Raw genomic sequence first — 25,825 nt, 5'->3', positions numbered from 1 at the left:
TCAGCCTGCCATCAGCCGGAGATAGGAAGGTGGTGTGGCTCTCAGGCCCGTAAAACCGGCCGGAAGATGCCAATAGGCCAGGTGCAAAAGCCATGATCCCGCCCGGCCAGCCTTTGCCTTTTTAAGTCCCCACCAACCCGCGCCCGCAAGCGCTACGCCAATGAAGATATGCTGGGTCAGGATACCCCACGTGAACGGTATGATCAGCGCGAGGAACTCATCCAGCGTCCAGAGCCCTATCAATTCAGGATCATCCAGATGAGCCGGGATCACATATTTGTCCTGTGCCATACACCACCCTCTTGTCGGTCCGGCGTGGCTGAAAGCCACTATGGACCACTTGAAGCTTCAGATCGTCGCGGTGACGGTGGAGGTGACGATGGGAACGCCGGTGCCCGCGCCCACGCCGACGCCCACGGGGATGGCGATCTGTCCCAGCGAGAAACGGCCCGATGCGAGACCCACGACCCCGCCGACCAGCGAGAGGATGGTGATGATCCGACCGCCCGAGCCTTCGAGAAACCCGGTGAAGGTGTTTTCCGCCGTATCGAAGGTCGTGTCGGCGCCGGCAAAGGCGGGGCCAACCATCAGCAGCAGGGCAAAGCCGAGAAAAGCGAGCGCGAGCACCGCCATCTCCAAGCGCCCGGCCTGTTTCAGAACAGACTGCATGAGATGTTCCTTATGTTCCGAGCGCGGCTGATCCGTGCTCCAGAGAAAGGCTGGGTGCGTTCCGGCTCTTCACCAAGAAGGAAGCGGCGAAAAAGTCCTCAAATCAGAAAATAAATGGACAATCCCGTGAGCCTCGACAGAAAATTGCGCGAAACTGTCCGCGCTCGCGGGCAACTGTCCGATCTCGCGGATTTCTGCCCGCGATTGCGGACAGTTGAATATTGCATTGAAGCTGATTCGGACAGTCTTCACGGATTTGCCGATTTGAAGATATCATCCATCTCAGGGCGTCATGATATCGAAACCGACCAGAACTTCACTTGCTCCGGCGGCAAAACAGGATGCTCGGGCTCGCTCCTTTGACTCGGTTCCCGCAATCGCATGAAAATTGATTGAATATCGAATTCGCCGGGCCGCATCTTGCACTGCGGCAAGTCAGTTGGTCCCTTGAATTCAAGGGCCAGCAGCTTTCCGTTTGGGCCAAGAACGATGGGTCGGGCAGCCCATTTCTTAGCCCAACTATGCGCAAATCCGGGGGAAAAGTAACGAGCGACCAACAGGGAGAAAGACATGGTATGGCAATCTGACGGTGATGACCCCAATCAATCCAGTTCCAGGTCCAATGACAGGCGCGCGGATGTGCAGGCGGGCTTTCTTGCCGTTATCCTCGAAGATATGGCGCACAAGCGCCTGAGTGTCCGCGATCTTTCCGGCGCGACAGGCATCGGCAAAAGTCGCCTGGGCGCTGTTCTGCACCGCAATGTGGCCAAGCGGCCGCCGATCACCGTGCCCGAGCTTGCAATGCTGCTCGACGCGCTCGACATCCATATCCTGCAGGCCTGGCTCAGGGGCGAAGCACTCATCCATATCGGATTATATGGCGATAGCCGGCTGAACCGGCTCTTGCCCCTGCTCGCGGAATTCTATCTCGATCTCCCCCGCAAGCTGCTCGACGCTCTGGCGCAGATCGAAGGCGCTGACGGCACGGAGCTGCGCCGTGGATGGTCGGAGCCCTTCTCCAACGCGGTTGCCAAGCGCATGGCGCATGAGATCACCCGCGTCGTTGAACGGCGCAATGCGCTCACCGATCTGCGCTTCTGATCCGTTCCTGAAATGTCGAAACTCGCACGATGCGGTATGGGCCTTGGTCCCACCCATCGCCGGGCATCGGCAGCGTTTCCATGCGCCGGTTCGGTACCGCGACACCGCTCAGCAGCGACCAATTGTGCAATATGGCGTCGACATAGAGCCGGGTTTCTCGGATGCGCGGGATCGTCGCGTTGCGAACCCGGCCAGGCCCGGCATTATAGGCGGCAAGCGCCAGATGGACCTGACCGAAACGATCGAGCTGTCGGCGCAGATAGCGCGCACCACCGCGCAAATTCTGGTCAGCCGCGTAGCGATCGACCCCCAATTCCGCTGCTGTGTCGGGCATGAGCTGGGTCAATCCATAGGCATTTTTGGACGAGAAAATATGATGGCGATAACGACTCTCCTGGATGATCATCGCGTCGAACAGGCCGACCGGGATGCCGAATTCGCAGGCAACCTGGCTCATCAGGCCATAATAGCCCTGCCGCCGGTTCTCCGCGTCCGCCTTGAGAAACCCTGTCGGGCGGTAGGCAATGGGCAGGCAAGCCGGTACCCAGCGCGCCGCCGCCGAAGGATAGAGCGGCGAGCGGGTCATCCACGACGGGATTGTCAGGGCACCCGTGGGCGTTTCGGTGTTCGCCGGGCCGCCGCGACCAAGGTCGTTCCAGCTATCAATGGGCACCGGCCCCCGCTCCGCAAAACTGTTCGCCATCTCGATTTCGACCGATCGACGATGAGGGCCACCTGCAAGCGCGACGTGCCCTTCACCAAGGCGTTCGACGACTGCGCCGGTCATCGCATTCGGTCCGTTTTCCCCATCTACAGATGGACTTCCGCCCATCGTGATCATCTGCACGATCCGCACATTCCTGGGAGGCGCAGCATCTGCGGCATCGGTCCCCACGAGCATCATTCCAGCAAACAGCAACGCCTTGTGCATACCATCCTCCTGACTGTTGAAGCCCAAGTGGAGATCAGCGCCATGGCGGCTGTCAATTCGGAGCATCCGGACACCCCTCCCCTCGGTGCCGCTCGGCGAGGCCCTCATGTGGTTAATTGATCGCAATAGCGACGGCCTCCAGACACGGCGCATAGCCCTCCCTCCCCCTGTCCGCATGGCGCTCGTCCGCTGGTATGAAGGCGTGGGTGATCATCATGATGAGGAGGCGGGCATTCTCCTCGTCCAGCAGGCGCGCATTGGCGAGAAGTGGATTGCCTGTGATTGCCTGGAGGAGGGTCAGCCGCCGCCCATCCTGACGCCGGCCTATTTGAGCGAAGCGGAAACCTATTATCTGCGGCGGCTCACCAGTGCGAAGCGGCCCGAACATCGGACCGACTGCCCCTTCTTCCGCGACCAGGCGACGAACCGCATTACCGAGGTGCGAAGCCCTCTCAACCCGGCTGATCCGCCCGCAGGCTTTTTCGAGGTCTTGCGCCCCGCCCCTCAAAATCTCGCCCAAAAGCCGGAAGAGGATTTGACCGATGACCGTACGCGAAACGCGTCGATCCCCCGTCTCGCGCGCTTACTCTGGCGACTGATCGACGCTGCGGGCCTCAACCATTGCCAGCCTATCAGTCACCAACACCGTCCCATGTCGATCGGGGACGAGTTCAAAGCCTTGGGACAGGCCGCCGCCAAGATCGAGATCGCGCCTGGCATGGAACTGGCGAGCGCGTTCTGGACCCATGCCGGGCCGCTTCACAGCAAACAGGTCTATGCCTCGCTGCGCAGGCTCTCCGAGCGATGGCCGCACGGCCATGCGCCCCAGGCTTTCCTCACCCTGTTCGCCCCTGCCTTCCAAGGCAGCAGTATCGATGTGCCCGGCTGCGATCCGGTGCTGATTGCCAATCGCGTGCAGTCGCCATCGGTGCGGACCAATGTCATCAAAGGCCCCTATCTCGCCCTGGTCGTTATCGGGCAATATCCAGAGTCCCGCGGCTTCGCGCCACTGCGCGCCTATGCACAGCCCATCTACTCAGGACGCCGCTTTGTTCCAGTAGATAGCGAGTTCGAACGACTGGTCCTGCGACAGCTTTTGGAAGCCCAGCAGCATCTCAATCGCATGAATATTGATCTCTCGATCGAAAAGCCGGTCTTCGATCGACTAACCGACTTCGGACCATGCAGGCCCGATTTCATGATCGAGGCTCGTTCGCGGGAGTCCGGCGAAGTACGGCAATTGATCATCGAGGCGATGGGTTTTCACGACGATGTCTACCTCGCGGCGAAGGCCGTCACCTTGCCACGCATGCAACAGATCGCGCCTGTCTTGCCAGTCACACCGAAGGACGCGGAGCGCCGACGAATAGGGCCAATGTTGATCGACATGATCCTGTCATGACTTTAATCTGATTCACCATATTTTTTACAGGACAGACGCAACTGGAACCATGGCAGACGCCAAGTCGTTCACTCATCTCGTCTTGATCGATGCAATTGGAGATTTACATTTTTCTGGATTGCGCGCATGAGGCGCAGAACATCCCTCGAAGACGGGTCCGCGAGCATGGCCGACAACAATTCTTCCGATATCACTACCCTCACTGTTCAGTTGGTGAGCGCATTCGTCTCCAACAATACGGTACCGAGTGCCGACCTTGCCGGCCTGATCCAGTCGACGCGCGCCGCGCTCGTCAATGAACTCAATCCGGCCCCGGCAGAATCCGAAGCGCCGACTTACACGCCGGCTGTCTCGGTACGTAAGAGCCTGTCTTCGCCCGATCACATTCTGAGCCTGATTGACGGCAAGCCGTATAAGACTTTGAAGCGCCACCTCGCCTCGCATGGCCTCACCCCGGAGGAATATCGCGCCCGCTATAATCTGGCCAAAAGCTATCCGCTGGTCGCCAGCAGCTACTCGGACGCGCGCCGCGCCGTTGCCTCGAAGATCGGCCTTGGCCGCAAGTCCGTTACTCCGGCTGCCCCCGCCGCCGAAGTGAAGCCGGCCGCTGCCGCCCCGAGCGCACCCGCTCCGGCAAAGTCGAAAGCCCCGGTCAAGGCAGCGCCCAAGCCCGCTCCCGCCAAGAAGGCCGTGAATGGTGATGCCAAGGCGAAGCCTGCTGCTCTTTCGGCCGCGGCAACGGCCGCGCCGAAGAGTTCCACCCCGGTGAAATCAGCGCCTGCCGCAGAGGCCAAGGCCCCACCGGCAAAGGCTGATGCGCGCAAGCGCCTGTCGATCGCCGCACCCAAGGATGAAAAGCCCGCTGCAAAGACTGAAGCTGCCGCCAAGCCGGAAGTGAAGACTGTTGCCGCTCCCAAGGCGAAAGCCGCGCCCAAGGCCAAGCCGGCTGCTGCGCCTAAGGCGGCCAAACCTGCGGATGCCCCGAAAAAGGCCGCCAAGACAGCCGCCCCGGCGTTGAATGGGGATGCGAAGGCCAAGGCGGAGGTGCCCCCGGCCAACGGCTGATCGCCGGACGCCAAATAGACCTGCAATTTTGAAGGCAGCCCCGCATTGTCGGGGCTGTTCTTTCATCAGCAGTCAATCGATGTCGGACAGCCGCAAAAATCTCCGGCGTTTACGCCCAGCATAATTCTCATCTTTAGTGGCCTTCGAAGTAACGCTCGATGTCCAGGCGACCATTGAGAACATTCACGATTTCCACACGCTCCTCGCCGTAACGAAAGAAAATGACATACCCCTGATGCGGAAGAGACCGGATGTCGGACCGCAATTCAGGGCGATGGGTTCCAAGCGTACCGGGCAGATCGGCAAGATTGTCGCATCGGGCCACGAGTTTTTCGACAAAGGCTTGAGCGACCGCCAGATCCCCGCTTTCAGCCGCGATACGACGCAGGACGTCAGCCAGATCGTTTCTGGCTGACGTCAGATAGACGAGGCGACGCACTCAGTTTTTTGCTGCGGTTCAATTCTTCCGACACACGCGTCAGATGACTCCGCACATCGTCAGCGTCATGTTCGCCACGCGCGGCGATCGAAGCGTTCAGCGTGTCTCGCAGCGATATTAGCTTGACCTCCCGTTCCTCGACCAGGCGAAGGCCTTCGCGCACAACCTCACTTGCCGAACCGTAACGGCCGGATTTAACCACGGTTTCCACAAAGCCTTCCCAGCGTTCGCCAACAGAAACGTTCACCCGACCCTCCATTCATGTCCCTCAGCGGCATAGCATGATAACATAAGATGCGCAATTTTTGACATAGCGGCCTGCCGCACCACTACAAGTGATTGGAGGGCAGACAGATTCGAAAGGCGCGGTTCGAACTGGCATTCGGGTCGACGGCCGTCGACTCTGAGGACGGTGGTCGGGATCACGTTGGCTCTATCTATGCGGATCCCGAACCGTCGCGATCCACTGCGCCAAAGTGCAGGCAGCTATCGCTGTTAGCCCAATGCGGAGACCTAAACTTTCACAAAAAAGCCCTTTTGGTTTGAAATGTTATTCCGACGAAAAGATGCACCGAACATGATGGCTCGCTCAGGTTTCGGCAAGCCGCCCCTTTCTCAACCCAGCCGGCAAAGCGGCGGACTTACGCGATTTGCCTTTCTGCAGCTCCAACCATTTCTCGGCATAAGTGTCGCGCTGGCGGACGTGCGCGACCCATTCATTGACGAGCCTAGACATGCCGCCAATCATGGCGCCGGGTTCCAGGAATATCATATCCTCGCCGAGTTTTTCATGGAGTTCGCGCATGAAAGAAATGACGATACTCATCCCTTTATTGTCAGCGCAGAGCAGAGCAAACTCCGGCGACCCGATCTGGAGAACCGACCACAGTGCATCGGCATCGCTATTCGTTGCCTCGGCAAATCGGCAGACCCGCTCATAGCTTATCCGCCCCTTGCCAGATTCCAGATGCTCGTAGGACCGCACAGGGAGACCCATGACCTTCGCGACCTCGGATGGCTTCAGACGGCGCTCCGTGCGGATCATGCGCATGGCCTTCGCGATCAGCTCCACGTCGAGCGTCTCTTCGGTCGATTTTTCCCTCATCTCCACATCTTTCCCATGCATTCCGGCTGGCCCGGCGCTGACAGGGAGCAACGCCAGTTGCACAAGAAAACCAGAAAATCAGGCACAAATAAACCGTTGATTTTAAATGGATCGGCTAAATGCCGAATCCGCGCCATTTTTTGGCGTGATATGCGCAAATAGCTGCGGGAAATCGGCAGACAACTGCGGGCTTTGACCCCAATATCCGAAACGTGCTCCATTTAACCCCATATGGATCAAATTGTCCTCGCCAGCGGCTTGCATGACCGCAACTTCCATGATTCCGAATTGGAAGGGACGCAGAATGTTCATGGGCACCTCAGAAGACAGGGCGTATCTACAAGCCTATAAAGCCATCCGTCAGGCACTACGCGAGCGCTATTGGCCCGAAGGCCAACATGTCTCGGTCGCCAGGTGCGCAGAAAGCTGCAAATTCAGCCCAACGCCGGTTCGTGAAGCCATGGCCCGCCTCGCGGGCGAAGGCCTGCTCGATGAGCGGCGCGGCCTTGGCTATTTCGTACCCCGGCTTGGCCCGGTGGAGTTGAGCGAGCTCTACACTGTCGCGCAGAGCACGGCGGTTTCGCTGCTGAGTGAACCGGTCGTTCTGTCCGCTAACGTCGCGGGCAATGGCGCTGAGGAAACACTGTTCGACAGCGGGACCATATTGGTGACGCTCGCTGGCCAGACCGCGAATTCACTGCTCTGCCTGATCGCCGCCAATCTCGATGCAAGGCTGGCGCCCGTGCAACCCGCCGAAGCGACAATGTTCAACCCGACAGCTGAGTCCGCTGAGTTTCTCGCCCTTATTGCCGCGGGCGATCGGCGACTCCTCCAGCGCTTTACCAACGCCTATTACAGCCGCCGTCGCAAAGCCGCCCTTGAAATCGCGCGGCGACACGATTCCCTCGCACGATCGGCTACACAATGAAAATAGTCTCAATATCATTTGAATAGCTTCGGGCCGGGGCGCCTCATGAACATGCCGATGTTCGGCAAATCCAATGAAGGAGGTTCGTGATGACCAAAGTGAAGACCATTCGCTTGCGGCGCCTCGGCAGCGTCTCCCGCGACACCAAGGCGATCGTTCAGACCGGCGAACAGGAAGAATTTCTGCCCGTCCTGTCCTACGCCTGACCCCACCGGGAGCGGCCTTCTTTTGTGGAGGCCGCTCCTCCCTTTCATGAAATAGCTCGGCGCACTGTGACCTTCGCGGCTCACCGCCGGGACGATGACCTTCATACCCCCAAGGAGGTTTGTAATGACCAAGCCACTGACCCTGCGCCTTCGGCGCCTAGGCAGCGTTTCGCGCGATACCCGTGCGATCACGCAGATGGGCGAGAGCGAAGACTTCATGCCTGTCCTCTGCTGGCCCTGACCTTCAACGGGAGCGGCTCCAAATCTGACGCCGCTCCCCATTTTCCTGGGCTGCTTTCCATGCCACTCACCACTGCACCCCATGTTCGTGCCGCCGATGTCGGCAAAGACCTCATCCTCCTCGACCTTTCCGACGACAGCTATCTGTGTCTGCAGGGCGCTGATGGCGAGGATGTCATTCTCGCCCTTCGCGGTGATGACCATGATCCCGGCAATCCCGTCATCCGTGAAGTGATCGATGCAGGGCTGCTCCGCGCAGTGGACAACCATGTCCCGACCATACTCGATCCGACATGGCCGGTCGATGGCATGCCGCCGCGCGGCAACGCCCTTGCCAGCCTGACCCTCATTCCCGCTGTGATCCTGGGCCTCGTCCACTATGGGCTTCGCCGCAAGGCGCTGCTGCGCCGCCCGATCCGTACCGCTGCGAAAGTGAGGCTGGATGATGCAGGGGTCATACGTCTCGTTCAGCGTTTCAGGCAGTTGCGGATTCTGCTGCCGCGCAGTGGTCGCTGTTTTGTTCAGTCCTGGCTCCTGCTCCGCCTGCTGCGCAAGCGCGGCGTAGCGGCAGAATGGATTTTTGGCGTTCGCACCTATCCCTTCGAAGCCCATTGCTGGGTCGAATGGCAGGGGCGTGTTCTCAATGACTGGGCCGATCATGTCCGCTGGTACGACCCCATTGCCCGCTTCTGATCCCCTGCGGTTTTGCGCACTCCTGGCGCCACCGGGTGCCTCAACCATGGAGCGCGCTCGAACCATTGGCGGAGCGCTGCGCTCGCGCCTCCCCGACCTCATGGTGCAGGCAGACGACCCCGGCTTTTTGCTGCTGGCGGGCGCTCCGAATCCGGGATGGGCCTTGCACGCTGCGCGCGAGGGCAGAACCCAGGTACTCGGCTCCCTGTTGCCGGGAACGCTGCCGAAGGATTCGCTGCCCGCCGCGCTGGAGACCTCCACCGATCCCGTCGAAGCTATGTCCGCGATCACCCGGCTGTGCTGGGGCCGCTACGTCGCGTTCATTCACGACCCGGAACGCCAACAGACAAGCTTGATGCGCGATCCGTCGGGGGCGCTGCGCGCCTATATCTGGAAGGTCGATGGTCTGACGCTGATCACGAGCGGCCTGCCCGACGCATTGCTCGACAGCGTAGGCGTGCGACCCGTGGTCGACTGGTCCGCGCTCGCAACACTGACGGCCTTGCCCGAACGGGTGGGAAGCCTGAGCGCGCTGACGGATGTCACCATCCCCCTGCCGGGAACTATCTATCATGTCGGCAAGGACGGCATCACCACGCAGGGCATCTGGTCTCCGACGGCGATCGCCCGCCAGGATCCGGCGCCCCTTGCCGATCTCCCGCGCGTCCTGGCGAATTGCATTGCCGGTTGGGGCAATGGCTCCAGCCCGGTTTCGATCGAACTGTCGGGTGGCCTTGATTCTTCCCTCATTCTGGGAGGCCTCGCCCGACGCAAAGACCGACCGGCGATCCACGCGCTCAATCTCGTGCCGGGCGCGACCGGAGGCGGAGAGAGCCGCTTTGCCAGCGCGGTCGCCGATCACTGGGACGTGCCCCTGGTAGAGGTCGGTATCCACCCCAGCGAGATCGACTATATGGCGCATATGGAGCGATCGCGACCAGAGCAGCCGCTCGTCTATGGTCTCGACCATATTGCCGACCAGACATCGGTGCGCTCCGCCGACCTTGTCGGCGCAACGACAATATTGAGCGGCCAGGGCGGCGACGCGGTGCTGTTCCAGCCACGCGGTCCCCACATCGCGGCTGACCGGCTGCGCGCCAAAGGGCCTGGGCCGACCTATTGGCGCCTGCTCGCTGAGAGCGCCGCATCGACCAACCGATCCATCTGGTCGTCGCTCTGGCGATCGCTGCGCCCACTCCCCATGCGCGCGGCCGCCAATTTCCAGCCGGCTTTGGCCGGAGCGCTGCTGCGTGCCCAGTTGGAAGCAGGTCTGCCGCTCCATCCCTGGATGGAGGAGGCGAAGCGACTGCCGCCAGGCAAGCGGCTGCAGATCGCCATGCTCTCCAACTGCCAGATATTCCACGCACCGACGCTGACGTCCGCTGGCCTTCGGCTCGCCCATCCCATGCTGTCGCAACCGGTGGTCGAGCATTGCCTTCGCGTGCCGACATGGGAGCTGGTTCCCGACGAGCGCGACCGGGGCGGCGCGCGCGACGTCTTGGCAGACTGGCTGCCGCCAGCGGTGCGCGAGCGTCGTACAAAGGGTGAGGCCACCGGCTTCTACAGCCGGGCCATCGCTCTTCAGCTCGACCGCCTGGGGCCGCTTCTGCGCGAGGGTCATCTGGTGCGGCAAAATATTATCGACCGCGCAGCGCTGGAGCCAATGCTGAACGGTGAAGCGCTGCTCTGGCGCGGTGATCATTCGCTGCTCGCAACGCTGGTGGCGATGGAATTGTGGGCGCAGCGCTGGGCTTGAGGCTTCCTCCGACCGCCAGCCGATCGCCAAGCCAAGCGGCAATGTGCTGCCACATGTCGCGGATATTGCCGGGGCTGCGAAGGTTATGCGCTTCGCCCCAATAGCGCAGCAAGGTCACGTCGCGGCCGCGACGGTGCAACTGCGTGAACATCCGCTCGGAATTGATGGCGAGTACCGGATCGATATCACCGTGGATAAGCAGCACCGGATCGCTGATCGCATCGGCCTGATAATAGGGACTGCTCAACCGATAGCGTTCTGGCGCTGCCTGCGGCCCTGTCTGCATGCTCCCCTGCCCGCCCTCCGCCCAACCAAAGCCGACCGTCAGCGGAAACCCCTCCTCAAGTGCAACCCGGTCGGCCGGCGACAGCGCGCCATGCTGAATCGCAAGGTCAGAAGGTGCCGCGCTCGCGATATAGGCGCGGAAGCGATGACTTTGGGTGGCGATCTTGAGGCTGGTGTAACCACCGAAGCTATGGCCGTAGACTGCCACCCGCTCACTATCGATTAAGCCGGTCGCAATGGCCCGATCTACCGCCTGCTCAACCTGCGTGCCAAGGGTCGCACCTCGGTCCATGCCATCCCGCGCATCGACAAGGCTGGGCATCAGCACGGCGTAGCCAAGGCTCGTGAGCAGCAATGGATTGACTGACGCGGCGACCATGTCGGGCGCAACGGCCGGTCGACGATCCATGGTGAAGGTCATCCCAGGATAGGGCACGACAATGAGCGGTAATGGCTTGCTCCTATTTCCTGCTGGACGGATCAGCCAATCCGTAAGGCCCGTAGCGGGGTTGGTCAGCGGCCGCATGTCAGGCAGATCGACATCTGCCAGATGGGCGTTGGTCCGATCGATCTCGCGAATGCCGGCCGGCCCCGAGGCCATGAGCCGGCCGACACCGCAGGCATCGCGCGTGATCAAAAGCGCGATACCTGCACGCCTGCTGCCGAAAAGCAGGCGCGTGATCGGATCGGTTGTGTGATCAGTCGTTCGATTGGCCCAGCCTAGCCAACGAAGCTGCGCCTGCGCACCCTGCGGGATGACAATGGGGGCATCGTCGCTAATGGCAGTAATCGAACGATGGTTGGCGCGAATGCCGATATCGAAGCTTTCGCTCGTCGATCGCGGCATGCTGATCGGCCCACCTTTTATGATCCTCCTGGAATTTCCAGTGCGGTCCATCGTCCATAGTCCATCAGGGCAGGCGAGGAGCAGTCGGGCGCTCCCCGCCTGCAGCAATGGTGGCTGACAGGGCAGCCGCTCCAGAGCTTTGTTGATGGAGGCTGCGGCACGCGGAGCACTCCAGCGGCTCGATCTCCCGCCCCGCTGGCCAAAGACGAGTGGAACTTCGCCCCACCAGCCCGCGCGCACCAAACGCACGCCGCTGTCGTCGGGCGGCAGGAAGGGGGTCACGTCGTCGAAAGCTGCACGAATGCGGCCAGTCCGCGCGTCAAACAGACGTAGCTCGCCTGCCGCCCAATCTTGGCCGGGCGCTCGCGCAAAGAACATCAGCCGGTCGCTCCTCGGTGCCCATTCGAGGAAACCCGGCTGGATGTCGCAGCCGATGCAGGCCTCCCGTTCCAATCCGCCCTTAGTGCGCAGGACCGACAGTCGATATTGCCGGTTCTGGTCACTCGACCGAACCGGGACGTTCAAAGGGATGACCGGCTCCGGTCCCTCGCGGAGCAGCGCGATCGAGGCGCCGTCAGGAGAAATGGCGACATCCGCAATCGGTCCATCGCCAAGCTGGGTGGTCTGTCCGGTTTCGACATCGATCATGAGAAGTCGACGCTGCGGAAGCGGCGCAGCCTCGCCTGTGCCGCCAACGACTGAGACACCGGGCTCCTGCCCCCGTGCCGTGCGCGCCCAGAGAGGGATGACCTCGGCCTGATAGCGGCTACCCGTCGCGAACGGCCACGGCAGCGCCGGACTGTCCGCTGCAACCAACAACAGGCGCTGATCGTCCAGCCAGTCTGGTGCCGGATGCAACAGTGAGGTCACGGGATGCTGCAGGAGCCAGCGCACCTCCCGCGTCGCCATATCGACGATCCCGAGCGAGAGCATCTCGTCCTTCAGCCTGAAAACCGCTAGGCGCTTGGCCGAAGGCGACAGGCTTGCGATCCAATAGCCCGCGCCATCATCCTGCGAAAAAAGCGGTTCAAGACGCCCGCCATGCTGAAGGTCGAGACGCATCACGACCCCCAGCCCCCGCCGGGTAAAGCCGTCATAGCGGTAGCTCGCGGCGCTGTCATAGCGGCGATAGCGATCGATCACCACCCATCGGCCGTCGGGATCGATGAGCGCCTGGCCGTAGCTTTCGACGCGCAGCATATCGTCCACGCCATAGGGGCGTGCGTCGGCGATGCCGGCCATCGCCAGGCATAGCGCCGCCAGCCATGGGAAACGCATGTCACGGATTCCTGATTGGTGGGGTCTGAGCGAAGCGGCGGCCTAGCCGCGCGGCGCTACCATCGTTTTTTCACCTGCATCGATACGAAGCGGCCCAGCACATCGGCATTGGCCGGGTCGTAGGCAAAGCCCAAATTGCGGTCGACAAAGGGCGGATCGCTATCGAAGAGATTCTGCACGGTGACAGCCAGGCTCAGCCCCTTGCGCCAACCCTCCGCTGTTCGCGGTTCATAGCGCAATTGCAGGTCGACGCCGTTCCACGACGAGATCGGACGCGCGGGCGCACTGATGTTGTCAGTGTAGGGACCAACATGGTTGAGCGAAAGCGTTGCCCCGACGTCGCCTCGCGCCCAATCGAGAGTGCCGCGCAGGCGGAAGTCTACGGGATTGCCCAACGTCCCTACTCGCTCGATCATGGGTGAAGCAGGCGTGAGCTGATCCTTATAATCAATGAGGATCATGCTGTTGACCGAGATGTTCAGCCGGTTCGAACCCAGGGTGAGGCTCTGACGCATCTGGATATCGACCCCGCGCACATCCACCCGGGCGGAGTTGACATAGCGCCCGTCGAGGATCGCGCGGAAGGATTCCGGGGCGAAGGTCGTCGGCACGCTCGACCCTGGCACCGCGAGCAGTTCCCGCACGCGAGCCAGATCGGCGGCGTTATGCGCGGGATCGATCAGAGTTACATAGGGCGCATAGATGGGGTTGGTGAGCGCCTGGAGAATATTCTCGGTGACCGGCTGTCCGATCCGGTTGGAGAAGCGCGTCTGGAAATAGCTGGCCTCCAAGCCAAAGCCCGGCACAGCCTTGGGCTGGACCCTGAAGCCGACAGTCAGCGATTTGGCCTTTTCTGGTTCGAGACTGCGATTGCCGCCGCGTTGGGTGAGGACCGGCAGGTTGCCACCACCCGTGGTCGGGAGCTGGGTGTAGGAGACGCGGAACGGGTCGAAAATCTCTGGGAGCGCAGGCGCGCGGAACGACGTTCCCCAGCTTCCCCGTAGCTGCAATCCTTGCGCCGGCTCCCACACCAACCCAATCTTGGGATTGGTGGTCGAACCGAAATCGGAATAGCGCTCATGGCGGACCGCGACCGACAGGTCGAGGCGCTCAACACCGGGGCGCGCATTGCCCGGGCCGACCATCGGCACGGCCAGTTCGCCAAATACGGCAACGATCGTCCGGTTCGCCTTCGGCGTCACCGGCGCGGGCGGCGTGACGCCCGAGGCGAAGGTCTGGACCGAGCGGGAGAAATGCTCCTCGCGCGCCTGCGTCCCGAAGGCGAGCTTCAGCGGCCCGCCGGGTAGGTCGAAAAGCGTGCCGTCGGCGATCATGCTGCCATTCAGCAATTCGCTGCTGTAGCGCTGGCGGATGAAGCCGCTGCCGATAAAATCGATGATGGCGGCGCTGTTGCTGCTGCCATCACCGAAAGGATTGAAATAGCCGTCGCGCGCCGCGCTATAGGCGGTTAGCGGATTATCGGCGGTGAGGCCCAGCGCTTCATTGAGCGCGCTGCTGTTGAGCAGATGATCGCTCAGCTGCCGATCAACCTGACGGGCGTGCGACATATAGGCGTCGACCTGCCAGTCGCCGCCCAGTTCCGCCCGGACGCCCGCTGTCACCGAATGGCTGCGCACCCGGCCACTGGTGAGGATCGGGCCGATATCCCTGCCAAAATCATAGGCGATCGCCACTGACGAACCGCCGGTGGGCGAAACGAACCAGGGATTGGCGCGGGTCACGCTCATGATGGTGAGCGACGGCTGCGATTTCGCATCGAACTTGCGATCGGAATAGCGGCCTTCGGCATAAAAGGTGAGGCCGGCGGTCAGTTCCTGTTCCCCGCTCACGAACAGGCTGTGCCTGTCCTGCTTCGAGAGCAGGTCGACATGGGCGCGCGGACTGGAAAGACTGGCGCCGGGTAGGAAGTCGCTGGGCTCAAGATCCGTGCCATCCTGTCCGTCGGGAATGGCATAGGCAGGGACATAGGTGCGGCTCACGGGGTCTAGCACCACAACGGTGCCGGGAGCCGAGAAATATTGGCGGTAGTCATGGCCGCCGAGCTGCCGCAGGTCGGCTGAGCGCGTATATTTGCGCGCCGATCCAGGGAGGCGACCGCGATGCTGGTATTCATAGGCCGCAAGGATATGACCGGTCGCCCAGCGGGCACCCACCACCTGTCCGGCGATGATGTCCTCACTGCCGCCTCGCGTCACCGTGCCGAGGCGCAGCCGACTCTCAGCCCCTTCGAAATCCTTGCGCAACAGGATGTTGACCACGCCGCCGATCGCGTCCGAGCCGTAAAGAGCCGACGCGCCATCAGCCAAAACCTCGACCCGCTCGACCGCAACTGCAGGAATGCTGGAGAGATCGGTGAAATCGCCCTTCCCGCCCGCGCCCGCGGTCCGGCGGCCATTGACCAGGGTCAAAGTTGCGTCTGAGCCTAAACCGCGCAGATTGATGCTCGCCCCAAGACCGGGGTTGATGCTGACGCGGTCCGAGCCGGTAAGGCTGGTATCCTCATTGGCCATGCCGCCGAAATTCTGCGGCAGCAGCGCCAGCGCCTCTGCAACCGTACCCGCGCCGGAGCGGGCGATGTCGGTGGCCGTCATGCTGATCACCGGCGATGAGGGCGGCGCTGCCGAGCGGATATTTGTGCCGGTAACGACAATCCCAGCTGCTGCCATGTCCGGCGCGCGAACCGGCTTCGGCCGAGGCGCGATTGCCTGGGGTAGACGCTGGGGGACCGGTCGATGCTGGGACTGACCCTGTCCTTGCGGCGATGGCGCCCCGCGCGGCGAGAGCACATAGACATTGCGGCCCTGATGGCTGACGGTGATCGGATAGCCGCCGATCAGCTTGTGCAGCGCCTTGTCGGCATCCATCGATCCCACGACCGAGCTGGTGCGACGGCCCTCTACCAACTGGCTACGATACAGAATCTGGCGGCCCGTCAGCACCATGTACCGCTGCAACGCCTGATCGAGCGAACCCGCCGCGATGTCGAAACGCGGATGCACCTCCTGCGCATAGGCCGCCGGTGCCATCGCGGGAACGCTCGCCAACGCCCAGGCCGCACACAGGAGTAGGCCGCGACGCTGTGCAGACCTTGCCCGTTTCGGCGAATCCATACGATGGACGTTCCTGGCTGTCATGGTTTCCCTTCCCCTGCTGGTCCGGCGGACCGAGGAGCGGGTCTCCCGCCTTCCCCTGTCGCCTAATTCTGTAACGTAGAGGAACGGGGGTAACCCTGGACGATATGTGAAATTTTTAAATCAGGATCGCACAGGGTCAGGGACAAGACGGATAGTGCCATTGGTTTGCGGCTCCGCGCGTAACGGGTAGAGCGCGATCACGGCCCGGATGAAGGCATCGCGGTCGCCAACGGCAAATCCGCCGTTGACGCGCTCATCCGCGAGATCCGGCGCCTCCAGGATGATAGGCGCCTTGGAATAACGATTGACTTCATCGACTGCGGCGGCGAGCGATCGGCCCTCGAACTGGAGCCGGCCGGTGGTCCAGGAGGTGATCGCCTCGACATTGCCCCGCTCTTTCTCGCCAAGTCCCGCTTCCCGCGCCATCATCATGTCGCCCGGCAACAACTGATCGGTGCATTTGTCGGACGGGCATTGCGCGGCATCCACCCGCACCTTGCCCTCGATCAGAAGGATATTGGCATCCGATTGCTGGCGATCGATCTCGAAGCGGGTGCCGAGCGCTCTCACGGTCGCCACGCCCGCATCCACATCAAAGGGACGGCTCTTGTCATGCGCAACATCGAACATCGCCCGGCCGCTGATCAGGGCGACGCGTCGATGCCCTGACGAGAAATTTATGTCGACGGCGCTTGCGCTATCGAGATGGAGCCTCGTGCCGTCCTCCAGGCGAACCAGGCGTTGCTCCCCAATTCCCGTTTCATAATGGATCGCCACTGGCCGGAGGAGGAATGTGCCAAGGGTCATAGCTCCGGCAATAACCGTGCCTGCCACCCACAACATTGGTCGACGGATGCCTGACCGAGGCGCGGTTCGCTCGATTGCGTCATCGACCAGAGCAGCAATTTGCGGGTCTTTCCCGAGCTTCTGTGCGCTCTCCCAATGCCCATTTAGTCGCTCATAGGCGGCGGCATGGCGCGGATCTTTCTTCCAGGCAAAGAATTGCTGGAGTTCGGCCGTGTCCGCAACGCGGGAATTGAAGCGCGCAACCCAATAGGCTGCGTCTTCCTCGATTTTTTTATCTTCTTCGCTGCCCATCGTCATCCCTACCCTCAGTCCGACAGCCGTTGTGCACACAATATAAGTGCCTTGCTCACCCGTCCCTCAACGGTCTTGACCGAAACTCCCAGCCTTTTCGCGATATCTGCATTCGTCATGCGGGTGAACCGCGACAAAAGAAAGACCGTCCGAAGATCCGGTGGCAAAGATTGGACGGCCTGTTTGAGGCCGAGGAAATATTCCTGCTCTCCACAGTCTTCTATGTCCCAGGAAGGATCGGGATCATTAGCCGCCAGCGGTGCGGGACGGGTCTTGTTGCGGCGCATTTGATCGAAGGCAAGGTTGAGCCCGATCCGGAGCAGCAGCGCGCGGGGCCGACGCTCCGCCTCCTCTTCGCTGTAGCGCGCTACCCGCATATAGGTGTCCTGCACCAAATCCTCCGCTTCAAGACCAGAGCCCGCGAACCGGCGTTGCAGCCTTCCGAGCAGCCAGCCCGCATGATTGCGGTACAGCCTGTCGACCATCCCGTCCTGCCGGCTACCCATTGGCAGCCACGGCGTTTTCCCTTGCTCGCCGGTCATTACCCGCGCCTTTCCTTCAATTACGAAGGGCGTGCCGCCCCATAAGGACGGCAAAGGAAAAGCTCCATGCCGGTGCATCGCGCAAAGGGCGCGCGCATGGATCGGCCATGCCAGCACCAAGTCTGACTCGCCGATCTTCGGTACAGGGGTTTCCACGCCCCGCCATCGGCCTCCCGACGGCACCAAAGAGAATTCCGTATCGAGAATCGGCTGGCAAGGGCTTGAAAAAAGGGGTCGGGTGTTGGAAATCCTGTACAAGGACCCGTTATTTGGACGTCGCGCCGCTGCCGACCGGCCAGGCCAAAAGCCCGCCGATCCCCCGGCCCATGGGACACGCGTCCTGTTTCACGGCACCCGACATCTCCTCCATAGCGCAGCCGCCGCGACTGTCTAACTGCGCCGCGCAAAGCGCAGAAAAAATAATGGCTGAGCTGTTCCTGCGCAGCAATCTGCGGGTTCTTCGCCAATTAGCTGCGGAGATTCGGCATTTAGCTGCGGAAACTCCGCGGCTAAATGCCGAGTTGCGGCGAAAAGCTCTCCCGATCCGCGAATGATTCGATACGCGCGAACTGTCCGACACACTGAGGCTTCGAATGCGGCGATCCGCTTTTATGCGATGATTACCAAGCGGCCTGATTGATACAAGGCACATATTTTTCTTGGCTTTTCTACGCCAAAGGGGGAATCTGGGGGAATGGAGACGTCTCTCGATCATCTGCCCGAACGTAAACAGCGGGAGCTCGGCGAAATCCGTCGCATATTGTTCGAAGAGTTTGAGGACACGATCGCCGGGCGTAATGCCCCTCATCGCAAGGCCGGTCGGATCCTCAAGGTTATCCTCTATGGATCACATGCGCGCGGCGACTGGGTAGAAGACCCGGTCGGTGGTTATTTCTCCGATTATGACGTGCTGGTCGTTGTGAACCATGAGGAACTCGCGGATCCGATCGAATATTGGAGCAAGGCCGAGGACCATCTACTCCGGGCCCACACCATCTCAAAGAAGCTCAGTGTTCCGGCGCACATCATTACCCACAGCCTGACCGACGTGAATAAACAACTGAAGAAGGGTCGCCCCTTCTTTCGAGACATCCTCCGTGATGGTATTGCTCTCTATGAAGCACCTGACAATCCGTTCGATCAGCCAGTTACTTTGCCGCCGGACGAAGCACGAGCAGAGGCACAAAAGCATTTTGACAAATGGTTTCCGAGCGCAACAGCATTTTTCAGCATGGCTCGACACGCACTTTCGGAAGGAAATGAAAACGAAGCCGCGTTCGTTCTGCACCAGACCACTGAACGACTTTATGACTGCTTTCTCCTCGTTAGTACGTTGTACGCACCAAAATCACACAAGATTAATTTGCTCAGGTCACAGTGCGAACAGTTGGATGCAAGGTTGATTCAAGCGTGGCCGCGGGATACAAAATTCACGCAGCGTTGTTTCGAACTGCTGCGCGGTGCTTATGTCAACGCACGTTACTCAGAGCATTATAAAATCACTGCCGAGGAACTGGAATGGATTTGTGAGCGGATTACTATACTCCAAGGATTGGTAAAGGACATTTGCCAAGAGCGACTGGGATCGTGACTAAGAGCGCCGCTGACACCCTCCCATGACAAGGCCGGGCTTCACCCCGGCCTTAGATTCAATCACCAGATTTTGACCCGATCCTTGGTCGGAAGATAGAGCTTCTCACCGGGTTCAGGCTTAAACGCGGCATACCATTCATCAAAGTTTCGAACCGTGGAAATGCGGTATTGAGCGGGCGAATGGGAATCCGTGACGAGCCGTTGGCGCAGGGCGGCCTCCCGATATTTGATCCGCCACACCTGCGCCCATCCGAGAAAGAAGCGCTGGTCGCCGGTCTTTCCGTTTATGACCGGAGCTTGCTTACCGCCCAGTGAAGTATGATAGGCATCGAGAGCAACAGCCAAGCCTGCCAGATCGCCGATATTCTCACCCAAAGTCATGGCCCCCTTCACATGCACACCGGGGAAAGGCTCATAACGATCAAATTGATCGACAAGGCGTCCGCTGAGCGCCTTGAAGGTGGCGACGTCGGCCTCACTCCACCATGGGTTGAGCTTCCCGGTCTCATCATATTTTGAACCCTGATCGTCAAAATGATGGCTGATCTCATGGCCGATCACAGCGCCGATCGCGCCATAGTTGACCGCCGGGTCGGCATTGGGATCGAAAAAGGGCGGTAGCAGGATGGCAGCGGGAAAGACGATCTCCACCTTGCCGAAATTGGCATATGCATTGATCTCCATGGGCGTCATGCCCCATTCCCAACGATATATCGGCTTGCCAAGCTTTCCCACCTGATAGTCGAAGGCAAACTGGTTGGCGCGAACTGCATTGCCGAACAGATCGCCCGCCTTGATCATGAGACCCGAATAATCGCGCCATCTGTCTGGATAACCGGTCTTGGCCGTAAACGCGGCCAGCTTGCGGCGAGCCCTGATTTTCGCGGTATCACTCATCCAGGTCAGCTTATCGATCCGGCGGCCCATGGCCGCGATCACATTCTGGACCAGTGCGTCCATCGCCTCCTTCGTTTCAGGCGGGAAATATCGCGCGACGTAGGCCTTCCCAACCTCCTCTCCCAAAGCGCCCTTGAGAAAATCGATGCCACGCTTCCAACGTTCCGGCCGCATTGGCGTACCAGCTAGGATTGTACCGTAGAAGGCGAAATCCTCGTCCCCGATATGGTCGGGCAGGAAATCGGCATAGGTATGGATGCTTCGCACGAGCAAAGCATCCTTCAGAACCTGAAGCGGAGTCTTCGCGATGAGCGCCGCCTCCCCCGCAATGGCGCTGGGCTGCGCGACAATCATCTCGGCGGGTTTGATGCCGTTCGCGGCAAAATAGGCAGGGAAGTCGAACCCGGGCGCGTCCACCGTCAATTTGGCGAGTGTGGTCTTGTTGTAGACCCTATCGACGTCGCGGCTTTCGACCCGTGACCAATGCAGCTTCGCTATTGCCGTCTCAAACGTCATCAGAGCGTCAGCTCGGCTGCCGGCGTCAGTTTCCCCAATCAGAGTCAGCATTTGTGTAAGATACGCACGATATGCCGTCCGGATCGCGGCCATTTTGTCGCTTTGCTCGAGATAATAATCGCGATCCGGCAGGCCCAAGCCGCCCTGACTCAGCTTGATGATATAGCTGTCTGGCTTTTTATCGTCCTGCCCAACGTAGAGGCGAAAAGGACCGGCAACACCAATGCGATTGGCCTTCGCAACGAGGTTTTCCAGGCCAGCTTTGTCGCGCAATTCGCTGATTTCCCGGAGCCATGGTGCGATTGTCGTTAGACCCGCTTTCTCAACGGCAGCACGACCCATATAGCTCGAATACGCTGCCCCAATCTTGTTCAAAGGGTCTTTTCGGGCCGCGTCCAGAATTGCCCTTGTGCGTTCGCGCGAGAGGTCTTCCAGAAGGTTGATCATGCCGAAGCTGGCCTTGTCCTCCGGGATCGCCGTGCGCGCATCCCAGTTTCCATTCGCATAGCGGGAGAAATCCTCACCCGGCGACGCTTCATGGTCCATGCCATCTTCATCAAGCCCGTAAGTACCATAGGCCGAAGCATTCGATCCGGAGGGCGCGCCCTGATCTGCGTGTGCTGCTGGAAATGAGAATACAGCCAGAAACATTGCTGCACCTAAGTTTGACGATCGCATCCCGAACCCTCTCGAAAGATCCAAGGGGAGAGTCGGTGAGCCACAAGCGTGAACCGTGCAAAAGCCGCAATTTCCCAACCCGGTGAGCGCACCGTCGGAGCCGACATACCTTCGACCGAGATCCACGGGCTACTACGTCACTGTCCCCACCCCATCTAACGAAAATAGTGGGGCCTCACCCTAGAGGTATCGCCGGTCTGTAGGAAATTTCACGCAGCCCTTGCTCTGTCGTCGGCTTATTTCTGCACGGAGCGATGTGCAAAGGTCGACCCTTCCTTGCCGCTCAAGTGCCAAATTTCGCTCGCCGGTAGCGGACATCTCATTGCCGCGCTCAGGCCGGTCATCATGTCCGCTTTGTTGGACGATCCGGAACGTCTCCTTCGGAGCGCGGAGAAGCGACATCTGCCGTTCCAGCTGATCGACGCCGAACGTCAGCATCCGCGCCCGAGCGGGTATGAGCGCCCTAGATCCTGGCACCCGAAGCAGACTTTGGGCGGAAACCTTGTCAAGGTTGGGTGGAGGGTTCGATCCCTCGCCCGAAGATTTTACAAAAATTCAGTTTGTTATAGCATCCTAGTGGGTGATTTTTATCACGCGATTTTGCGAGAAGGGGCGCGTAATCAGCGCAGAGCTTAATTTCGGCTGTCCTGGCGTGCAATCGGGAGCCTCCGCTTCGGGGTGGTGATGAATCTGGAGGGAAGCCCTGACGGTCAGCGATCTTCGACGCATCCCGGCACCGTTTTCCTTGCCGAAGGTGTAGCCGCCGGCAGCCAGCGCAACGGGTTTCAGAATGCAAGCCACTGTTGCAACGTGTCTTTTCTGAATTGTATTTGGCTGGTCGCACTGGCCAGCATTTACTTCAAGGGTTAATGCCTTCTCAATTGCAGGAGGGAGCAATGGCGCGGATTCGCCACATCGGAATCAGAAATTTTCGCTGCATCCAGAAGCTGGATTGGTTTCCCAGCGCCGGGATCAATTGCCTGATCGGCCCGGGCGACGGAGGCAAATCCTCTGTCCTAGACGCGATCGACCTGTGTCTCGGAGCGCGTCGGAGTGCGCCGTTCACCGACGCCGATTTCCACGCCCTCAACGTGACAGCGCCAATTTCGATCAGCATCACGATCGGCGACCTATCCGATGCCCTGAAGAGCATCGACACATACGGCGCCTATGTTCGTAGCTTCGATCCTGCAAACGGGATCATCGACGATGAACCCGAAGCCGGGAAGGAAACGGTCCTGACGATCAAGCTGTCGGTCGGCAGTGATCTCGATCCCGTCTGGACGCTCGTGTCCGATCGCGCCCACGCGCAAGGCCTCTCGCGGAATCTGACCTGGGGCGACCGCATGCGCTTGTCGCCCACCCGGATCGGCGCGCTCGCGGAAAGCAACTTGGCCTGGCGGCGCGGTTCGGTACTCAACCGCCTCACCGACGAAAAGGCCGATACGTCAGCGGCCCTCGCTAGTGCTGCGCGAGACGCCCGCAAGGCCTTTGGCGATCTAGCCGATGCCCAGCTTGGCGAGACGCTGAAGATCGTCGCCGATACCGCCCGAGAACTCGGCATTCCCGCCGGCGAAAAGTTGAAGGCGATGCTCGATGCCCATTCCGTGTCCTTTAGCGGCGGTACTGTCGCCCTCCACGGTGACGATGGCATACCGCTGCGCGCGCTCGGTGTAGGATCAACACGCCTACTGGTAGCTGGGCTTCAGCGCAGGGCGGCCCAAGAGTCGAGCGTACTCCTGATCGACGAGCTCGAGCATGGCCTGGAGCCCCACCGGATCATCCGCCTTCTGGGGTCGATCGGCGCGAAGGAAAACCCGCCGCCCATCCAAGCCTTCCTGACGACGCATTCTCCCGTAGCGCTACGCGAGCTGCGAGGCGACCAGCTGTGGGTCTTGCGCAAGCTCGCAGCCGGCCACAAGCTGGATCTGGTCGGCGCCGGCGACCAGATCCAGGGGACAATCCGCGTGCATCCGGAAGCTTTTCTCTCGCATTCGGTGCTCGTCTGCGAAGGCGCCAGCGAGGTTGGGCTGATGCGCGGATTGGATCTGTGCTTTGCAGCGCAGGGCGCTACCTCGCTCAATGCCCGCGGCGTAGCATTGGTCGATGCCGGGGGCGTCAACAAGATCTATGGCCGCGCCAACGTCCTGCTTAACCTTGGCTTCCGTATCGCGACACTGCGCGACGACGACGTTCAGCCCGATGTCGGCGAGGAAGCGCTGTTTACGTTTCAGAACGGGCGGCTCTTCAAATGGGCGGCTGGGCAAGCGCTCGAACAGGCGATCTTCCTGGGTGTGAGCGATACCGCCGTCCATCAACTCCTCGAGCGCGCGGTCGAACTCCACGGCGAAGGATTGATCGATGAACATATCCGCGCCGCATCGCAGAACGCGCTTGCCCTCGCGGTTTGCCGAGGACCGGTCACGCCGTGGAGCCGCCAGACCCTAGCCACTGCGGCAAAGGGGAAAAAGAACGCTTGGTTCAAGACAGTAAGCTGGATGGAGGATGCCGCCCGCGACATCATCGGTCCCGACTTCCAGAACATGAGCGCCGACTTCCGCGGCAACATCGCGGCCTTGTTCGATTGGTGCCATGGTGTCTGACATCGACCTCCTTGCAATCGATCGCGGCACGGTCACCGCGCCCGCTGGTTGCGGCAAGACCCATCTTATCGCGCAGGCCCTGACCCGGCATGTCGGCGCTAAACCCATTCTTGTCCTCACCCATACGAATGCAGGGGTCGCTGCTCTGCGGGCCCGCCTCGACAAAGCTGGCGTTGTCCCCTCACACTATCGCCTGGCGACCATCGATGGCTGGTGCATGCGGCTCCTGACGCTGTTCCCCAAGCGGGGCGGACACGACCCGGCCATTCTCACGATTGCAAACCCAAGATTACATTATCCGGCAATCAGGCAGGCGGCGGGGACCTTGCTGCGCGATGGGCATATCAACGACGTGCTGGCAGCCACCTACGATCGCATGATCGTCGACGAGTATCAGGATTGCTCCGAGGTCCAGCACGCGATCGTCTACTATGCAGCGCAAAGCCTGCGCACCTGCGTCCTGGGCGATCCCATGCAGGCGATCTTCGGTTTTCAGGGCAATGCTCTCGCCAACTGGGAACAACAGGTCTGCGCGCATTTTCCCATCGCAGCTGAGCTCACCGCCCCCTGGCGCTGGATGTATGCAGGCGAGGCAACCTTCGGACGCTACCTCCTCGATGTACGCCATGCCCTGATCGCCGGGCACGGAGTCGATCTCTCTGCGGCGCCCGCCAATGTGTCCTGGGTTCACCTCGATGGGAGCGAGGACCACCAGCGCCGCCTAAGGGCGGGTGCCGTAGCCGCAGCAGATGGAGAGAAGGTTCTTATTATCGCTGATTCCCGAAACCCTGCCGGCCAAAGACAATTTGCCAGTCAGATCCACGGTGCTGTCACGGTAGAGAATGTCGACATGCGCGATCTCATTACATTTGGGGATGGCCTCGACTTTACATCCGCGGGTTTGCTGCAGCATCTTATATCATTTGCGGGATCGGTCATGACCAATACCGGCGGTACCAACCTGCTGAACCGGGTCGTCACCCTGCGCGCGGGACGCGAGCGGCAGCCAGCTTCAGCTGTCGAATCGGCAGCCATTAGATTAGCTGAAACGCCGTGCTATCGAACGGCGGCAGACCTGCTCGTTGAAATTGGGCGGGAACAGGGGGTCCGCACCCACCGCCCCGCGATCCTGCGCGGCGCCCTGCGCCTGCTCAAGAATTGCGGCGACAACCCCGGCCTCTCGCCCGCCGCTGCAGCCATTCAGGAACGTGAGCGATCGCGCTTGATCGGCAGGCCGCTCGCAAAACGCACCGTCGGCAGCACTCTGCTGCTCAAAGGGCTGGAGGCGGACACCGCAGTCATCCTCGATCCCGGCGAAATGGATCGACGACACCTCTATGTCGCGATGACGCGCGGCGCGAAAAGGCTCATAGTCTGCTCGCGGACCGCGCGGCTGACGCCCGGGTGAGACCTGCCGACCGAAGGAATATCATTGCGCCCGCTTAAATCTGCGCGTGAAACTGGAGGACGAGGTTGAGCCACATCGGCGATCTGATCGAGGACAACACCAATTTCCGGGTGGATCGCAGGGACGGCAGAGCGTCTTTTCGGCCCGTGAGAGATTCCGACGCCGACATTGATCGGTTTCAATCTGTCGTGCTGTCATCCCGCGCCAACCAAGGCGACGGCTACGTGATAGAAATCGAGGAGAAAATGAGCGATCTTGGCGAATCTGATTGATCTCGTGATGGTAACGCTTGATCGGGCGCGATCGGCGAGGCAGTTTCTTGCTAGAGGGGCAATGATTATCAACCAGTTTCAGTTCACGAGCGCGCAGCGACGGGCCGTTCTTCATTTT

General features: G+C 60.7%; 25 protein-coding genes. 12 read left to right on the top strand and 13 right to left on the bottom strand.

Annotated features, from left to right (window positions below):
- Nucleotides 1-291, bottom strand: coding sequence for a type IV conjugative transfer system protein TraL (gene traL / locus A8G00_RS09095; RefSeq protein WP_046766250.1), 291 nt, complete (start codon nucleotides 289-291; stop codon nucleotides 1-3).
- 57 nt (nucleotides 292-348) lie between these two features.
- Nucleotides 349-669 (bottom strand): hypothetical protein, encoded by a 321-nt coding sequence (locus tag A8G00_RS09090; protein ID WP_046766251.1) that lies wholly within the window; start codon nucleotides 667-669, stop codon nucleotides 349-351.
- Nucleotides 670-783: 114 nt separating this feature from the next.
- On the opposite strand from A8G00_RS09090, the gene A8G00_RS24745 reads away from it, so the two are divergent.
- Both A8G00_RS24745 and A8G00_RS09085 read left to right on the top strand, forming a co-directional pair.
- Complete coding sequence (locus A8G00_RS24745; RefSeq protein ID WP_139111428.1) at nucleotides 784-1,032, top strand: hypothetical protein; 249 nt, start codon at nucleotides 784-786, stop codon at nucleotides 1,030-1,032.
- Between the two features lie 312 nt (nucleotides 1,033-1,344).
- A complete protein-coding gene (locus tag A8G00_RS09085) occupies nucleotides 1,345-1,770 on the top strand; it encodes a hypothetical protein (RefSeq protein ID WP_099187117.1) in 426 nt (141 codons plus the stop codon).
- On the opposite strand, the gene A8G00_RS09080 is transcribed toward A8G00_RS09085, so the two are convergent.
- Complete coding sequence (locus tag A8G00_RS09080) at nucleotides 1,751-2,557, bottom strand: lytic transglycosylase domain-containing protein (protein ID WP_235600915.1); 807 nt, start codon at nucleotides 2,555-2,557, stop codon at nucleotides 1,751-1,753. The genes A8G00_RS09085 and A8G00_RS09080 overlap by 20 nt on opposite strands.
- A 250-nt stretch (nucleotides 2,558-2,807) precedes the next feature.
- Here A8G00_RS09080 and A8G00_RS09075 point away from each other — a divergent pair, with 250 nt between their 5' ends.
- On the top strand, nucleotides 2,808-4,103 hold the full coding sequence (locus tag A8G00_RS09075) for a hypothetical protein (protein WP_061938803.1): 1,296 nt from the start codon (nucleotides 2,808-2,810) through the stop codon (nucleotides 4,101-4,103).
- Nucleotides 4,104-4,268: 165 nt separating this feature from the next.
- A complete protein-coding gene (locus tag A8G00_RS09070) occupies nucleotides 4,269-5,168 on the top strand; it encodes a MucR family transcriptional regulator (RefSeq protein ID WP_046766253.1) in 900 nt (299 codons plus the stop codon).
- 133 nt (nucleotides 5,169-5,301) lie between these two features.
- Here the strand turns inward: A8G00_RS09070 and A8G00_RS09065 are convergent, their stop codons facing one another.
- From A8G00_RS09065 to A8G00_RS25100, 4 genes are all read right to left on the bottom strand, one after another.
- A complete protein-coding gene (locus A8G00_RS09065) occupies nucleotides 5,302-5,607 on the bottom strand; it encodes a type II toxin-antitoxin system RelE/ParE family toxin (protein ID WP_076605793.1) in 306 nt (101 codons plus the stop codon).
- Nucleotides 5,561-5,854 (bottom strand): type II toxin-antitoxin system ParD family antitoxin, encoded by a 294-nt coding sequence (locus tag A8G00_RS09060; protein WP_076605794.1) that lies wholly within the window; start codon nucleotides 5,852-5,854, stop codon nucleotides 5,561-5,563. The genes A8G00_RS09065 and A8G00_RS09060 overlap by 47 nt, the downstream gene beginning before the upstream one ends.
- A gap of 342 nt (nucleotides 5,855-6,196) precedes the next feature.
- Entirely contained in the window at nucleotides 6,197-6,712 is a 516-nt protein-coding gene (locus A8G00_RS09055) for a helix-turn-helix transcriptional regulator (RefSeq protein WP_052757586.1), read from the bottom strand.
- A gap of 102 nt (nucleotides 6,713-6,814) precedes the next feature.
- Nucleotides 6,815-7,024: a hypothetical protein gene (locus A8G00_RS25100; protein WP_046766255.1), complete on the bottom strand. Its 210-nt coding sequence runs from the start codon at nucleotides 7,022-7,024 to the stop codon at nucleotides 6,815-6,817.
- Between A8G00_RS25100 and A8G00_RS09050 the strand changes: the two genes are divergently transcribed.
- The 3 genes from A8G00_RS09050 (at nucleotide 7,017) to A8G00_RS09040 (ending at nucleotide 10,535) form a co-directional block, all read left to right on the top strand.
- On the top strand, nucleotides 7,017-7,640 hold the full coding sequence (locus tag A8G00_RS09050) for a GntR family transcriptional regulator (protein WP_061938806.1): 624 nt from the start codon (nucleotides 7,017-7,019) through the stop codon (nucleotides 7,638-7,640). The two genes, A8G00_RS25100 and A8G00_RS09050, sit on opposite strands and share 8 nt — an antisense overlap.
- 506 nt (nucleotides 7,641-8,146) lie before the next feature.
- Nucleotides 8,147-8,779: a lasso peptide biosynthesis B2 protein gene (locus A8G00_RS09045; RefSeq protein WP_046766257.1), complete on the top strand. Its 633-nt coding sequence runs from the start codon at nucleotides 8,147-8,149 to the stop codon at nucleotides 8,777-8,779.
- Nucleotides 8,780-8,879: 100 nt separating this feature from the next.
- On the top strand, nucleotides 8,880-10,535 hold the full coding sequence (locus tag A8G00_RS09040; RefSeq protein WP_065846167.1) for an asparagine synthase C-terminal domain-containing protein: 1,656 nt from the start codon (nucleotides 8,880-8,882) through the stop codon (nucleotides 10,533-10,535).
- Here A8G00_RS09040 and A8G00_RS09035 read toward each other — a convergent pair.
- From A8G00_RS09035 to A8G00_RS09020, 4 genes are all read right to left on the bottom strand, one after another.
- On the bottom strand, nucleotides 10,417-12,945 hold the full coding sequence (locus A8G00_RS09035; RefSeq protein WP_046766258.1) for a S9 family peptidase: 2,529 nt from the start codon (nucleotides 12,943-12,945) through the stop codon (nucleotides 10,417-10,419). The two genes, A8G00_RS09040 and A8G00_RS09035, sit on opposite strands and share 119 nt — an antisense overlap.
- Before the next feature lie 56 nt (nucleotides 12,946-13,001).
- Entirely contained in the window at nucleotides 13,002-15,992 is a 2,991-nt protein-coding gene (locus tag A8G00_RS09030; protein ID WP_052757587.1) for a TonB-dependent receptor, read from the bottom strand.
- 228 nt (nucleotides 15,993-16,220) lie between these two features.
- Nucleotides 16,221-17,198 (bottom strand): FecR domain-containing protein, encoded by a 978-nt coding sequence (locus tag A8G00_RS09025; RefSeq protein WP_062017348.1) that lies wholly within the window; start codon nucleotides 17,196-17,198, stop codon nucleotides 16,221-16,223.
- Between the two features lie 14 nt (nucleotides 17,199-17,212).
- Entirely contained in the window at nucleotides 17,213-17,896 is a 684-nt protein-coding gene (locus tag A8G00_RS09020; protein WP_139111427.1) for an RNA polymerase sigma factor, read from the bottom strand.
- 113 nt (nucleotides 17,897-18,009) lie between these two features.
- Between A8G00_RS09020 and A8G00_RS24740 the strand changes: the two genes are divergently transcribed.
- A complete protein-coding gene (locus A8G00_RS24740; protein ID WP_139111426.1) occupies nucleotides 18,010-18,294 on the top strand; it encodes a hypothetical protein in 285 nt (94 codons plus the stop codon).
- Between the two features lie 140 nt (nucleotides 18,295-18,434).
- Nucleotides 18,435-19,331, top strand: coding sequence for a HEPN domain-containing protein (locus A8G00_RS09010; protein ID WP_103000485.1), 897 nt, complete (start codon nucleotides 18,435-18,437; stop codon nucleotides 19,329-19,331).
- Nucleotides 19,332-19,393: 62 nt separating this feature from the next.
- Here the strand turns inward: A8G00_RS09010 and A8G00_RS09005 are convergent, their stop codons facing one another.
- The gene (locus tag A8G00_RS09005; RefSeq protein ID WP_099187118.1) at nucleotides 19,394-21,397 is read right to left on the bottom strand and encodes a M13 family metallopeptidase; all 2,004 of its coding nucleotides are present in this window, start codon (nucleotides 21,395-21,397) and stop codon (nucleotides 19,394-19,396) included.
- A 600-nt stretch (nucleotides 21,398-21,997) separates the two neighbouring features.
- Entirely contained in the window at nucleotides 21,998-22,225 is a 228-nt protein-coding gene (locus A8G00_RS25460) for a hypothetical protein (RefSeq protein ID WP_216365603.1), read from the bottom strand.
- 95 nt (nucleotides 22,226-22,320) lie between these two features.
- Between A8G00_RS25460 and A8G00_RS09000 the strand changes: the two genes are divergently transcribed.
- From A8G00_RS09000 to A8G00_RS08990, 3 genes are all read left to right on the top strand, one after another.
- Nucleotides 22,321-24,027 (top strand): ATP-dependent endonuclease, encoded by a 1,707-nt coding sequence (locus A8G00_RS09000; protein WP_061939961.1) that lies wholly within the window; start codon nucleotides 22,321-22,323, stop codon nucleotides 24,025-24,027.
- Entirely contained in the window at nucleotides 24,017-25,435 is a 1,419-nt protein-coding gene (locus A8G00_RS08995) for a UvrD-helicase domain-containing protein (protein ID WP_061939963.1), read from the top strand. Before A8G00_RS09000 ends, A8G00_RS08995 begins: the two co-directional genes overlap by 11 nt.
- Nucleotides 25,436-25,500: 65 nt before the next feature.
- Entirely contained in the window at nucleotides 25,501-25,707 is a 207-nt protein-coding gene (locus tag A8G00_RS08990; protein ID WP_061939965.1) for a hypothetical protein, read from the top strand.
- Nucleotides 25,708-25,825 lie beyond the last annotated feature (118 nt).

The organism is Sphingobium sp. SA916 (assembly GCF_002894065.1).
In the GTDB taxonomy this organism is placed as follows: Bacteria; Pseudomonadota; Alphaproteobacteria; order Sphingomonadales; family Sphingomonadaceae; genus Sphingobium; species Sphingobium fuliginis.
The sequence above is the reverse complement of the archived record's forward strand: the minus strand, read 5'-3'. Positions and strand labels throughout refer to the sequence as shown.

Coding starts and splice junctions, on each gene's coding strand:
- A8G00_RS09005 (WP_099187118.1), bottom strand. CDS start 21,397: ATGTTTCTGGCTGTATTCTCATTTCCAGCAGCACACGCAGATCAGGGC.
- A8G00_RS09070 (WP_046766253.1), top strand. CDS start 4,269: ATGGCCGACAACAATTCTTCCGATATCACTACCCTCACTGTTCAGTTG.
- A8G00_RS09055 (WP_052757586.1), bottom strand. CDS start 6,712: ATGAGGGAAAAATCGACCGAAGAGACGCTCGACGTGGAGCTGATCGCG.
- A8G00_RS09050 (WP_061938806.1), top strand. CDS start 7,017: ATGTTCATGGGCACCTCAGAAGACAGGGCGTATCTACAAGCCTATAAA.
- A8G00_RS09040 (WP_065846167.1), top strand. CDS start 8,880: ATGGTGCAGGCAGACGACCCCGGCTTTTTGCTGCTGGCGGGCGCTCCG.
- traL (WP_046766250.1), bottom strand. CDS start 291: ATGGCACAGGACAAATATGTGATCCCGGCTCATCTGGATGATCCTGAA.
- A8G00_RS09090 (WP_046766251.1), bottom strand. CDS start 669: ATGCAGTCTGTTCTGAAACAGGCCGGGCGCTTGGAGATGGCGGTGCTC.
- A8G00_RS08995 (WP_061939963.1), top strand. CDS start 24,017: ATGGTGTCTGACATCGACCTCCTTGCAATCGATCGCGGCACGGTCACC.
- A8G00_RS09025 (WP_062017348.1), bottom strand. CDS start 17,198: ATGGGCAGCGAAGAAGATAAAAAAATCGAGGAAGACGCAGCCTATTGG.
- A8G00_RS09010 (WP_103000485.1), top strand. CDS start 18,435: ATGGAGACGTCTCTCGATCATCTGCCCGAACGTAAACAGCGGGAGCTC.
- A8G00_RS09045 (WP_046766257.1), top strand. CDS start 8,147: ATGCCACTCACCACTGCACCCCATGTTCGTGCCGCCGATGTCGGCAAA.
- A8G00_RS24745 (WP_139111428.1), top strand. CDS start 784: ATGGACAATCCCGTGAGCCTCGACAGAAAATTGCGCGAAACTGTCCGC.
- A8G00_RS09035 (WP_046766258.1), bottom strand. CDS start 12,945: ATGCGTTTCCCATGGCTGGCGGCGCTATGCCTGGCGATGGCCGGCATC.
- A8G00_RS09030 (WP_052757587.1), bottom strand. CDS start 15,992: ATGGCACCGGCGGCCTATGCGCAGGAGGTGCATCCGCGTTTCGACATC.
- A8G00_RS09080 (WP_235600915.1), bottom strand. CDS start 2,557: ATGACCGGCGCAGTCGTCGAACGCCTTGGTGAAGGGCACGTCGCGCTT.
- A8G00_RS09000 (WP_061939961.1), top strand. CDS start 22,321: ATGGCGCGGATTCGCCACATCGGAATCAGAAATTTTCGCTGCATCCAG.
- A8G00_RS25100 (WP_046766255.1), bottom strand. CDS start 7,024: ATGAACATTCTGCGTCCCTTCCAATTCGGAATCATGGAAGTTGCGGTC.
- A8G00_RS09075 (WP_061938803.1), top strand. CDS start 2,808: ATGTGGTTAATTGATCGCAATAGCGACGGCCTCCAGACACGGCGCATA.
- A8G00_RS09085 (WP_099187117.1), top strand. CDS start 1,345: ATGGCGCACAAGCGCCTGAGTGTCCGCGATCTTTCCGGCGCGACAGGC.